The 11,222-nt window shown below is 71.3% G+C and carries 10 protein-coding genes; 1 reads left to right on the forward strand and 9 read right to left on the reverse strand.

From position 1 onward, the window contains the following. Positions 1 to 22: 22 nt before the first annotated feature. The 5 genes from hutI to hutH are packed head-to-tail and all read right to left on the reverse strand — an operon-like array spanning position 23 to position 6,851. Entirely contained in the window at positions 23 to 1,183 is a 1,161-nt protein-coding gene (gene hutI, locus E1181_RS03605; protein WP_132672430.1) for an imidazolonepropionase, read from the reverse strand. A gap of 14 nt (positions 1,184 to 1,197) precedes the next feature. Beyond that, on the reverse strand, positions 1,198 to 2,529 hold the full coding sequence (locus tag E1181_RS03610; protein WP_235876000.1) for a formimidoylglutamate deiminase: 1,332 nt from the start codon (positions 2,527 to 2,529) through the stop codon (positions 1,198 to 1,200). Continuing rightward, positions 2,492 to 3,676: an allantoate amidohydrolase gene (locus E1181_RS03615; protein ID WP_132672431.1), complete on the reverse strand. Its 1,185-nt coding sequence runs from the start codon at positions 3,674 to 3,676 to the stop codon at positions 2,492 to 2,494. Before E1181_RS03615 ends, E1181_RS03610 begins: the two co-directional genes overlap by 38 nt. Continuing rightward, a complete protein-coding gene (gene hutU / locus E1181_RS03620) occupies positions 3,673 to 5,319 on the reverse strand; it encodes a urocanate hydratase (RefSeq protein WP_132672432.1) in 1,647 nt (548 codons plus the stop codon). Before hutU ends, E1181_RS03615 begins: the two co-directional genes overlap by 4 nt. Beyond that, on the reverse strand, positions 5,316 to 6,851 hold the full coding sequence (gene hutH, locus E1181_RS03625; protein WP_132672433.1) for a histidine ammonia-lyase: 1,536 nt from the start codon (positions 6,849 to 6,851) through the stop codon (positions 5,316 to 5,318). The genes hutU and hutH overlap by 4 nt, the downstream gene beginning before the upstream one ends. 77 nt (positions 6,852 to 6,928) lie before the next feature. On the opposite strand from hutH, the gene E1181_RS03630 reads away from it, so the two are divergent. Then, on the forward strand, positions 6,929 to 7,711 hold the full coding sequence (locus tag E1181_RS03630; RefSeq protein WP_132672434.1) for an IclR family transcriptional regulator: 783 nt from the start codon (positions 6,929 to 6,931) through the stop codon (positions 7,709 to 7,711). 33 nt (positions 7,712 to 7,744) lie between these two features. On the opposite strand, the gene E1181_RS03635 is transcribed toward E1181_RS03630, so the two are convergent. Genes E1181_RS03635 through E1181_RS03650 form a run of 4 tightly spaced genes read right to left on the reverse strand, consistent with a single transcriptional unit; the run spans position 7,745 to position 11,035 of the window. Continuing rightward, positions 7,745 to 8,638: an ABC transporter substrate-binding protein gene (locus tag E1181_RS03635; RefSeq protein ID WP_132672435.1), complete on the reverse strand. Its 894-nt coding sequence runs from the start codon at positions 8,636 to 8,638 to the stop codon at positions 7,745 to 7,747. Beyond that, on the reverse strand, positions 8,635 to 9,318 hold the full coding sequence (locus E1181_RS03640; RefSeq protein WP_132672512.1) for an ABC transporter permease: 684 nt from the start codon (positions 9,316 to 9,318) through the stop codon (positions 8,635 to 8,637). The genes E1181_RS03635 and E1181_RS03640 overlap by 4 nt, the downstream gene beginning before the upstream one ends. Then, on the reverse strand, positions 9,315 to 9,956 hold the full coding sequence (locus tag E1181_RS03645) for an ABC transporter permease (RefSeq protein ID WP_132672436.1): 642 nt from the start codon (positions 9,954 to 9,956) through the stop codon (positions 9,315 to 9,317). Before E1181_RS03645 ends, E1181_RS03640 begins: the two co-directional genes overlap by 4 nt. Continuing rightward, positions 9,953 to 11,035 (reverse strand): ABC transporter ATP-binding protein, encoded by a 1,083-nt coding sequence (locus E1181_RS03650; RefSeq protein WP_207922000.1) that lies wholly within the window; start codon positions 11,033 to 11,035, stop codon positions 9,953 to 9,955. Before E1181_RS03650 ends, E1181_RS03645 begins: the two co-directional genes overlap by 4 nt. Positions 11,036 to 11,222: the final 187 nt, after the last annotated feature.

Raw genomic sequence — 11,222 nt, forward strand, 5'->3', positions numbered from 1 at the left:
GGGTCGCCCCACCGCGGTGGCCTCATCGAACGCGGTCGCCTTCGCGCCACACAGCGCGGGTCAGGGGAACGCCAGGCCGATACGCCAGCCACGTCGTGCTCGGAGCGTCGAGCACCTGGAGATCGGCTCGGGCGCCCGGGCGCAGCACGCCGACGGCACCGTCGCCGGTTTCGCGGCGCAGCGCACGCGCCCCGCCCCAGGTGGCCGCGCGGACGGCTTCGGCCACGCTCATCCGCATCTGCAGGACCGCGGTCGTCACGCAGAAGGCCATCGACGAGGTGTAGGACGACCCCGGGTTGCAGTTACTGGCCAGCGCCACGGTGGCCCCGGCGTCGAGCAGCGCACGTGCGTCCGGGAGGGGTTGGCGGGTGGACAGATCGCAGGCCGGCAGCAAGGTCGCGACAGTCTCAGAAGCCGCGAGCGCGTCCACGTCGGAGGGCTCCAGGTGGGTGCAGTGGTCGACGCTGGCCGCGCCCAATTCGACCGCCAAGGTCACTCCCGGCCCGGGTCCGAGCTGGTTGCCGTGCACCCGCAGTCCCAGGCCGCGCCGACGGGCGGCCGCCAGCACTCGACGGGACTGGTCGGCGTCGAAGGCCCCTTCCTCGCAGAACACGTCGCACCATCCGACGTGCTCGGCGACGGCGTCGAGCATCTCTCCGCACACCAGGTCCACGTAGTCGGCCGCGTCGGTCCCGGGCGGGACGAGGTGGGCCCCGAGGAAGGTGACCTCGTCGGCGACGGAGGCGGCGATCTTCGCCGCGCGCAGCTCGTCCTCGACGGTCAGCCCGTAGCCGGTCTTGGTCTCCACGCAGGTCGTGCCCTGGGCGGCGGCCTCCTCGACGTGACGGCGCAGGTTGTCCGCGAGTTCGGCGTCGGCGGCCTGCCTGGTGGCGTTGACGGTGACCGCGATCCCGCCCGCCTGGTAGGGCTGACCGGACATGCGGGCGGCGAACTCGGCGGTGCGGTCGCCGGCGAAGACGAGGTGGGTGTGGCTGTCCACCCAGCCGGGCAGGACCGCTCGCCCCTCGACGTCGACGCGCTCGTCCGCGTCCGGCGCGGATCCGGCGTGACCGACCCAGGCGACGCGGTCGCCGTCGATGACCACCGCCGCGTCGGCGATGGTGCCGAGCGCGTCGTCGTTGGTCGTGAGTTCACCGATTCCAGTGATAACAGTGGATGACATCGCTGCCTATTTCCTCACGCTCGAAGCGCCGTGATGGATTCGCGCAGTTCACGCGCGGTGTCGATGGTCGTGTGGGCTCCGTCGGCGACCACGGTCCTGCCCTCGGTGATCACCTCGCGCACGTCCCCGGCGCGGGCCACGGCCGGGACCACCGGGAGTGCGACACCGGCCAAGCGCGGTGTGTCGAGGTCGATCGCGACGAAGTCAGCGCGGGCTCCCACTTCGAGCCGTCCCGCATCGCCTCGCCCGATGGCGGAGTGCGCGGTGGCCATCGCGAGCAGCTCGCCCGGTCCGTGATGTCCGCGGGTCTCCGTGGCCAACCGCTGGTAGGTCTCCACGGCCTGCGCCTCAGCGAGGACGTCGATGACCGAGTGCCCGTCGCTGCCCAGTGACAGAGGACTTCCCGCCACCGCCAGAGCCCCGGCAGGACCGATCCCGTCGGCCAGGTCCGCCTCGGTCGTCGCGCACAGGCACACCCCGGTTCCGCTACCGCCCAGCAGCGCCACATCCCCGGCCGCGAGGTGCGTGGCGTGCACGGCGGTGACGTCCTCACCGAGCGCACCGCACTCAGCCAGCAGCTGCACCGGTGTCCGGCCATGAGCCGCCAGGCACGCCTCGTTCTCCGCGCGCTGCTCGGACACGTGGAGGTGCAGGGGAACCTTCCTGTCACGCGCCCAGCCCGCGACCTCCCCGATGGCCTCGGCCGGCACCGCGCGCACCGAGTGCACCGCGGCCCCCAGCAGCACGTCCTGCGCGGTGAAGGACTCCGCGCGTTCGCCCCACCCTGCCGCGTCGCCGTCGGAGAACCGTTGCTGAACCTCGTCGAGTTCCCGGTCGAAACCACCTGCGAGATAGCAGGTGTCCAGCAGCGTCAGGCTGATCCCGGCGTCGTGGGCGGCTTGCGCCAGCGCGTGGCTCATCGCGTTCGGGTCGCGGTAGCGGGAACCGCCGGGCCCGTGGTGCAGGTAGTGGAACTCGCCGACACCGGTGATGCCCGCTTGCACCATCTCCGCGTAGACGCCGCGCGCGAGCAGGTAGTAGCTGTCCGGGTCGAGCTTCGCCGCGACCCGGTACATCTGCTCCCGCCAGGTCCAGAACGTGCCGCGGGCGGTGTCACCGCGCAGAGCCCGGTGGAAGGCGTGGGAGTGCGCGTTGGCCAGGCCCGGCAGCACCAGACCGGGAAGCCTCCGCGCACCACCGGGCGCCTCGGCTTGCCGAACCGCGGTGATCCGCCCGGACTCGACCTCGAACAGCACGTCCCGGCAGGGGCCTTCGGGCAGCCACGCCCATTCGCACCAGAACATCCCCTCACCCCGCCAGGTCTGCGAGGACGCGGGCGAGAGCATGGGAACCTTCCTCGCAGTCCTCGGCGGTCGCGTGCTCTTCGGGGGCGTGGCTGATGCCGGTCGGGTTGCGCACGAACAGCATCGCGGTCGGCTTCTCCGCTGCGAGCACGCCCGCGTCGTGGCCGGCGCCGGTGGGCAGGACCGGGACGTCGTCGAGGACACCGCGCAGCCGGTCGCGCAGCGCCGGGTCGAAGTGGACGGTGTCGCCGAAGGATTCCTCGACGACCTCCACCTGGCACCCTTCCTGCGCTGCGAATTCCCTTGCCCGCCCGGCGATGTCGTCGACCATCGATCGCGCCCCGCTGGGAGCGCGCGCGTCGAGGTGGACGTCCACGGTCGAGGCGATGACGTTCGTGCCTCCCGGGGTGGGCACGAGCCTGCCGACCGTCGCGCGACCGTCGGGTGTCGCGGCTGCCGTGCGGCGAGCGGCGAGGACGAGTTGCGCTGCGGGGAGCATGGGATCGTTTCGGTCATCGATGAGCGTGGCGCCCGCGTGGTTCCCCTGACCGCTGAAGCGGAACCGCCACCTGCCGTGCCCGAGGATCGAATCGGCGACCGCGACGGGACGATCCAGGTCGATCAGGCCCTTGCCCTGCTCGACGTGCAGTTCCACGAAGGTCCCGATGCGCACGAGAGCGGTCTCGTCCCGGCCGATGCGTGCGGGGTCCGCGCCGAAGGAGCGCATCGCTTCGGCGAGGGTGCCTCCGTCGGGGTCGCGCAGGTTGCGGGCGTGATCCGGGTGGATGGTTCCCGTCATCAGCCGGGACCCGAGGCAGGGCACGCCGAAGCGGCCGCCTTCCTCCTCCGCGAAGACCACCACGGCCAGCGGGGTGCGCGGCTGAAAACCGCGTTCCCGCAGCAGTTCCACGGCTTCGAGCGCGCTGACCACGCCGAGGGGGCCGTCGAAGGCCCCGCCGCCGGGAACCGAGTCGAGATGGCTGCCGGTGACGACCGCGCCCGGACCCGGCTGTCCCCACCAAGCCCAGATGTTGGTGTTGGCATCGGTTTCCACCGCGAGCCCGCGGTTCTGGGCCTGCTCGACGAACCACTCGCGCAGGTGCCGCTCGGCGTCGTCGAAGACGTGCCGCGAGTAGCCGCCGCGCCGCTGGTCCGCGCCGATCCCGGCGATGGCGTTCAGCCCGCTCATCGGCTCACCAGCGGGGTCCGCACGCCGCGCTCGGCGGCGACCTCTTCGGCGCGTTCGTACCCGGCGTCGACGTGCCGGATCACTCCCATGCCCGGGTCGTTGGTGAGCACACGCTGAAGCTTCTGGGCGGCGAGTTCGGTGCCGTCGGCGATCGTGACCTGCCCGGCGTGCAGGGAACGTCCCATGCCGACGCCGCCGCCGTGGTGCAGCGACACCCACGTCGCGCCGGAGGCCGTGTTGACCAGGGCGTTGAGCAGCGGCCAGTCGGCGACCGCGTCGGAGGAGTCCGCCATCGCCTCGGTTTCGCGGTAGGGGGAGGCGACCGATCCGCAGTCGAGGTGGTCGCGGCCGAGGACCACGGGTGCGGCGAGCTCGCCGGAGGCGACCATCTCGTTGAACCGCAGGCCGGCTGCGGCGCGCTCGCCGTAGCCGAGCCAGCAGATCCGGGCGGGAAGACCGTGGAAGGGAACCTTCCTGTCAGCCAACCGCAGCCAGCGGGCGAGGTGCTCGTCGTCGCCGAAGAGCTCCAGCACGGCCTTGTCGGTCTTGGCGATGTCGGCGGGGTCGCCGGACAGCGCCGCCCATCGGAAGGGACCTTTTCCTTCGCAGAACAGCGGGCGGATGTAGGCGGGGACGAAACCCGGGTAGGCGAAGGCGCGGTCGTACCCGGCGAGCTGGGCTTCGCCGCGCAGCGAGTTGCCGTAGTCGAAGACCTCGGCGCCCGCGTCGAGGAAACCCACCATCGCCTCGACGTGCTGGGCCATCGATTCCCGCGCGCGGGTGGTGAACTCGTCGGGTTTGCGGGCCGCGTAGTCGGCCCAGTCCGACAGGTCCACGTCCAGCGGGAGGTACGACAGCGGGTCGTGCGCCGAGGTCTGGTCGGTGACGATGTCCGCAGGCACTCCGCGTCGCAGCATCTCGGGGAGCAGCTGCGCCGCGTTGCCGATGACGGCCACCGAGTAGGCGCGACGGTCCCGCTTGGCGGCGACGGCCTTGTCGATGGCTTCGTCGAGGGAGTCGGCGACCTCGTCGAGGTAGCCCTGGCGGGCGCGGCGGTGGGCGCGTTCCGGGTCGCACTCGACGACCAGCGCGACGCCTTCGTTCATGGTGACCGCGAGCGGCTGCGCTCCGCCCATGCCGCCGAGTCCTGCGGTGATGGTGAGCGTTCCGGCGAGGGTGCCGCCGAAGCGCTTGGTGGCGATGGCCCCGAACGTCTCGTAGGTGCCCTGGAGGATCCCTTGGGTGCCGATGTAGATCCAGGATCCGGCGGTCATCTGGCCGTACATCATCAGGCCGAGGTCGTCGAGACGCCTGAACTCCGACCAGTTCGCCCAGTCGCCGACGAGGTTGGAGTTGGCGATGAGCACGCGCGGCGCCCACTCGTGGGTTTGCAGCACGCCGACGGGCTTTCCGGACTGCACGAGCAGCGTCTCGTCCTGGCCGAGCGTGGTCAGTTCGCGCACGATCGCCTGGTAGCAGGCCCAGTTGCGGGCGGCCTTGCCGGTTCCGCCGTAGACGACGAGGTCCTGCGGGCGTTCGGCGACGTCGGGGTCGAGGTTGTTCTGCAGCATCCGCAGCGGTGCCTCGGTGCTCCAGCTGCGGGCGGTCAGCGTCGTGCCGCGTGGGGCGCGCACGTCGGTCATCGATCCCTCCCTGATTCGGCGGCGGCGAGGACTTCGCCGTTGCGGATGAGTCGTTCTGCGGCGGCGATCTCGGGTGCCACGTGCCGGTCGGGGCCCGGTCCCGGCACGTCGCGGCGCAGCAGGTCGCGGACCGCGCCGGTGGCGGGGCCGGGGTCCAGGGGTGCGCGCAGGTCGAGGGCGCGTGCGGCGGTGAGCAGTTCGACGGCCAGCACGGTGGTGAGGCCGTCGACGGAGCGGCGGAGCTTGCGGGCGGCGGCCCAGCCCATGGACACGTGGTCTTCCTGCATGGCGCTGGTGGGGATGGAGTCCACGGAGGCGGGCACGGCGAGGCGTTTGAGCTCGGAGACGATCCCGGCCTGCGTGTAGTGGGCGATCATGTGCCCGGAGTCGACGCCGGGGTCGTCGGCGAGGAACGCCGGGAGCCCGTGGGAGCGGGCGACGTCGAGCATCCGGTCGGTGCGCCGGTCGCAGATGCTGGCCACGTCGGCCAGCGCGATGGCCAGGAAGTCCAGCACGTATCCCAGCGGCGCGCCGTGGAAGTTGCCGTTGGACTCGATGCGGCCGTCGGGCAGCACGACGGGGTTGTCGATGGCGGACGCGAGTTCGCGATCGGCGACGGTCTCGGCGTGGCCGACGGTGTCGCGGGCGGCGCCGTGGACCTGCGGTGAGCAGCGCAGCGAATAGGCGTCCTGGACGCGCGGGCAGTCGGGGCCGCGGTGGCTGGCCACGATCGGCGAGCGTGACAGGAAGGCGGCCATCCTCTCAGCCGAGAGGGCTTGACCGGGGTGCGGGCGGAGCGCTTGCAGGTCAGCGGCGAAGGGACGGTCGGTGCCGAGCAGCGCCTCGACGCTCATCGCTGCGGTGAGGTCGGCGACGTCGATCAGGGCGGTGATCTCGCGCAGGGCGAGCACCAGCATGCCGAGCATGCCGTCGGTGCCGTTGGTGAGGGCGAGCCCTTCCTTCTCGGCGAGCACGACCGGCTCGATGCCGGCTTCGGCCAGCGCTTCGGAGGCCGGGCGCTGCCGGCCGGAGGAGTCGAGGACCTCACCTTCGCCGGTGAGCGCCAGGGCGACGGCGGCGAGCGGGGCGAGGTCGCCCGAGCAGCCGAGGGAGCCGTGCTCGTGCACGAGGGGAACGATCCCGGCGTTGAGCATCGCGGCCAGGGCGTGGGCGGTTTCGGGCCGGACCCCGGTGTGACCGGTGGCGATGGTGTGCAGGCGCAGCAGCATCTGGGCGCGCACGACTTCGGGTTCGACCGGGTCGCCGGCGCCCGCGGCGTGGGAGCGGACGAAGGACTGCTGCAAGGCCGCCCTTCGCTCACTGGGGATGTGGCGCACGGCGAGGGCGCCGAAGCCGGTGGAGACCCCGTAGACGGGTCGTTCTTCGGCTGCCAGTTCTTCGATGTGCTTGCGGGTGGCGGCGATGCCTCGTTCGGCGGGCTCGCTGAGCCGCACGGTGCTCCCCTCGCGCGCGACCGAGACGACTTCGGCGCGTGACAGCGGCTGCGGACCGAGGAACAACTCGTTGTGCATGTCCCCATCCCAGCTCGCGGAAGCTCCTGGCAGAAGCCCTGATGGTGGGACTCTGTCTGGGATGCCAGACTCCAGGCGTGGGCGACAGCAGTGACGTGCCCGCGCTGCGGCGCGGCTTGGCGATCTTGCGGGCGCTGGCCGGGCGGGCCGGTCCGGTGTCGGCGGGCGTGCTGGCGCGCGAGCTGAGTTTGCCGAGGTCGACGACGTACCACCTGCTGGCGGAGTTGGTGGCGGGCGGTTTCGTGGTGCATCTGCCGGAGGAGCGCCGCTACGGGCTGGGGGTCGCGGCGTTCGAGCTGGGTTCGGCTTACCTGCGGCACGATCCGCTCGAACGGTTGGCGGGTCCGATCCTGCGGCGGTTGGTGGATCGGGTGGGGCGCGCCGCGCAGCTGGGGGTGCTGCACGGCGCCGAGCTCCTCTACTTGCTCAAGGAGCGGCCTTCAGCGCCGCAGACGCTCGTCACCGATGTCGGTGTCAGGTTGCCCGCTCAGCTGCCGGCCTCGGGGCGGGCGATGTTGGCGCACCTCCCGGCGGCGCAGGTGCGCGCGATGTTCCCTTCCACCGAGCGCTTCGTGCTGCGCACGGATCGGGGCCCTCGCAACCTGCCGGATCTGCGCCGGTTGCTGGCCGAGGAGCGCCGGCGGGGCTGGGCGGTGGAGGACGGTGTCGTCACGCCCGGGTTCGCCTCGGTCGCGTGCCCGGTGTTCGACCACACGGCCCGGCCGATCGCCGCCATCGGGGTCACCTTTCGCCATTCCTGCGGGGGCGCGGCCTGCGGCGAGACCTGGCCCGGTTTGGCGGCCGATGTGGGTGAGGCGGCCGCTGAGCTCACCGGCCGGATCAGCGGTCGCAGCGCGTGACCGGCCGCCGCGGGGGCGGCCGGTCGAGGACGGTCACAGACCGGCGGTGGCGATGAATTCCTTGGCGACGTCGGCGGGGTTGGCCTTGTCCACTTCGAGCCGCTTGTCCACTTCGAGCCGCTTGTTCAGCTCGGTGAGCTTCTCGGTGGTCAGGGCTCGGGAGACCTTGTTGACGGCCTCGGCCTGGGCCGGGGTCAGCTTGCCCTTGCCCGCGAGGGGGACGACGTTCTGCGCCGGGAACATGTTCTTCGGGTCGTCGAGCTTCACCAGGTCGTTGGTGGTGATCTGCGACGAGGTGGTGAACAGGTTCGCGGCCTGGATCTCGCCCGAGGTCAGTGCGTTGACGGTGATCGTGCCTGCTTCGACGCTGCGGATCTCCTTGAAGGTGCAGCCGTAGTCCTGCGCGATCTTGGCTTCCCACCGCGACTTCCACTCGGCGGGGGCGCCGAGGACGATGTCGCGGCAGCGCGGTCCGAGGTCGGCCATGGAGCGCAGACCGGAGTCGGCGGTGGCCTTGGTGACGGTGAGGACGTCGGAGTCCTCGGCCGGGGATTGCTCGAGGAGCTCCATGTCCGTGCCGACCTTGCCGCGCAGCTGGTCGTAGACCTGCTGCGATTCCGTGGCGCCGGAGGCCGGGTCGAGGAATTCCAGCAGGTTGCCGGTGTACTCGGGCACGAGCGTGAGTTCACCGTTGCGGACGGCGTTGACGTAGAACTCGCGGGCACCGATGCGAGGTCTCGTCTGCACGTCGGCTCCGGTGGTCTTGAGCGCCTCGGCGTAGACGTGCATCAGCAGCTCGCTCTCGGCGAAGTCCGCCGAGCCGATCACCACTTGGCCGCTCTGTGCCTTGTTGGCTTCGAGCGGGTCTTGCGAGCCGCAGCCGGTCAGCACCAGTGCCGCAGCGGCGAGCGCCAGCAGTCGTTTCATCGATCATTACCTCCTCGTCGGGCGGCCAGGATCAGACCGCGCGGCACCACCAACCGGGTCACACCGGCCAACGCCACGTCGAGCAGGACGGCCAGGGCTGCGATGACGATCGCGGCCGAGGCCATCTGCGCGTAGTCGCTGATCTTCAGGCCGTCGAGCAGGATTCGTCCGAGCCCGCCCAGACCGACGTAGGCCGCGACGGCGGCGGTGGCCACGACCTGCAGCATCGCGCTGCGAATGCCGCCGAGCACCAGCGGGAGCGCGGTGGGCAGCTCGACCTGCCACAGCACCTGGATCGGGCGCATGCCCATTCCCTTGGCCGCGTCGACGGCGTCGGCGGGCGCGTTGCGCACGCCGGCGTAGGCGCCGGAGAGGATCGCCGGGATCGCGAGGATCACCAGTCCGGCGAGCGCGGGTGCGACTCCGAGGCCGAAGCCCAGCACCAGCAGCGTGACCACGCCGAGGGTGGGCAGCGCCCGCATCGCGTTGCTGAATCCCACCAGCAGCACAGAACCCCGGCCGGTGTGTCCGATGTAGACGCCGAGCGGGACGGCGATGAGCGCGGCGACGAGGACCGACAGCACGCAGTAGTAGAGGTGCAGCAGCGTCTGCGCGGGGATCCCGCCGGGGCCGCTCCAGTGCGCGGGGTCGCCGAGCCACGCGATCAGTTCGCCGATCATCGCCGCGCCCACGGGGTCGAGAGCCGCCACAGCAGCACCAGCATCAGGTCCACCACCAGTGCGAGCAGCAGCGTCAGCACGATGCCGATGATGATCTGCTGCGGGTAGTCGCGTTGGAAGCCGTCGGTGAACAGCCTGCCCAGCCCACCGATTCCGACGAGTGCACCGACGCTGACCAGGCTGATGTTGCTCACCGATGCCACGCGCACGGCGGCGGCCAGCACCGGCACCGCCAAGGGGAGTTCGACCGCGAACAGCCGCCGGCCCGGCCGGTATCCGATGGCGGTAGCGGCGGCGACGACGTGGCCGGGCACGGAGTCCAGCGCGTCGCGGACCGGTCGCACCAGCAGCGCCGCCGTGTAGAGGGTCAGGGCGATGATGACGTTGAGCGGCGACAGGAGCGGGGTTCCCATCAGGCCGGGGAGGATCACGAACAGCGCCAGGGAAGGAATGGTGTAGAAGACGTTCGCGGTGTTCTGCAGGGCACCGCGCAGCCAGCGAACGCGTTGGGCGAGGCGTCCCAGCGGGAGCGCGAGCAGGACGCCGAGGAGCAGCGGGAGCAACGAGAGGTAGAGGTGTTCGGCGAGCTGGGTGGCCACCAGTTCGCGGTTGCTCGGGGAGTCGAAGAAGTCGATCACGTCGCCGCCCGGTGGTCGTCCAGCAGCGACAGCACTTCGTCGGCCGTGACGACGCCGACCGCGCCGCCGTCGGCGTTGACGACGACGCCCAGCCCGGACGGTGCGGACAGCGCGGCGTCCAGGGCGCCACGAAGGTTCCCCTGCTCGACGTGCAACGAGCCGCCGGCCACGAGGGTGTGCTCGGCGAGGTCGCCGTCGGAGTCGGTTCCCGGGGGCAGCCAGCCGCGCGGACGGTCACCTTCATCCACCGCCAGCCGCCACTGGTCGGTGGAGGGGACCTCTTCTCCCAACCGGACCGTCGGGACGGGTTTCGGCCGCAGGCGTGCGGAGTCCACGAAGGACAGCCGGCGGTAGCCACGGTCGCGGCCGACGAAGGACGTCACGAAGTCGTCGGCCGGTGAGGCCAGCAGGTCGTCGGGCGGCGCGTACTGGGCGAGGTGTCCGCCTTGGCGCAGGACGGCGACCTTCTCGCCGAGCTTGATGGCCTCGTCGATGTCGTGGGTGACGAACAGGACGGTCTTGTCCAGCTCGTCCTGCAGGCGCAGCAGCTCGTCCTGGAGGCCTTCGCGGACGACCGGGTCGACGGCGCTGAAGGGTTCGTCCATCAGCAGCACGGGCGGATCGGCGGCCAGCGCTCGGGCCACTCCGACTCGCTGCTGCTGACCGCCGGAGAGCTGCGCCGGGTAGCGCTTGCCGAGGTCGGCGGGGAGGCCGACGAGGTCGAGGAGCTCGCGGGAGTGCTCGCGCGCGGCGCGGCGGGTCTGCCCGGCCAGCATCGGGACGGTGGCGATGTTGTCCAGCACGGTTCGGTGCGGGAACAGCCCAGCCTGCTGGATGACGTAGCCGATGTTGCGGCGCAGCTGCGCCGGGTCGCGGTCGCGCACGTCGGTGCCGTCGACGGAGACGGTGCCCGAGGAGGGGTCGATCATGCGGTTGACCATCCGCATGAGGGTGGTCTTGCCGCAGCCGGAAGGCCCGACCAGCACGGTGATGGTTCCCGTCTCGACGGACAGGCTGAGTTCCTCCACGGCGACGGTGCCGTTCGGGTACTGCTTACGGACGGACTGGAACTCGATCAAGCGAGCCCCCTCTCGCGCGGGTCCCCCAAACCCGGCCGACCCTAGCCGGACGGTTCCCTTCCCGCGATCGGCTGAGATCGATGCGTGATCTGCTCCCACCATGCGGGAAACCGCAGGGCGTTGAACCATCGGGGGTGACACGAACGCGACCGTCGAGGGTTTCTCGCACCGATTAAGCTGTGCAATC

Source organism: Saccharopolyspora terrae (genome assembly GCF_004348435.1).
Classification (GTDB): Bacteria; Actinomycetota; Actinomycetes; order Mycobacteriales; family Pseudonocardiaceae; genus Saccharopolyspora; species Saccharopolyspora endophytica.

Excerpts from the sequence above, each read along its gene's own strand:
- E1181_RS03640 (WP_132672512.1), bottom strand. The coding sequence starts at position 9,318 with ATGATCGGCGAACTGATCGCGTGGCTCGGCGACCCCGCGCACTGGAGC.
- E1181_RS03615 (WP_132672431.1), bottom strand. The coding sequence starts at position 3,676 with ATGAGCGGGCTGAACGCCATCGCCGGGATCGGCGCGGACCAGCGGCGC.
- hutU (WP_132672432.1), bottom strand. The coding sequence starts at position 5,319 with ATGACCGACGTGCGCGCCCCACGCGGCACGACGCTGACCGCCCGCAGC.
- E1181_RS03610 (WP_235876000.1), bottom strand. The coding sequence starts at position 2,529 with ATGCTCTCGCCCGCGTCCTCGCAGACCTGGCGGGGTGAGGGGATGTTC.
- hutI (WP_132672430.1), bottom strand. The coding sequence starts at position 1,183 with ATGTCATCCACTGTTATCACTGGAATCGGTGAACTCACGACCAACGAC.
- hutH (WP_132672433.1), bottom strand. The coding sequence starts at position 6,851 with ATGCACAACGAGTTGTTCCTCGGTCCGCAGCCGCTGTCACGCGCCGAA.
- E1181_RS03635 (WP_132672435.1), bottom strand. The coding sequence starts at position 8,638 with ATGAAACGACTGCTGGCGCTCGCCGCTGCGGCACTGGTGCTGACCGGC.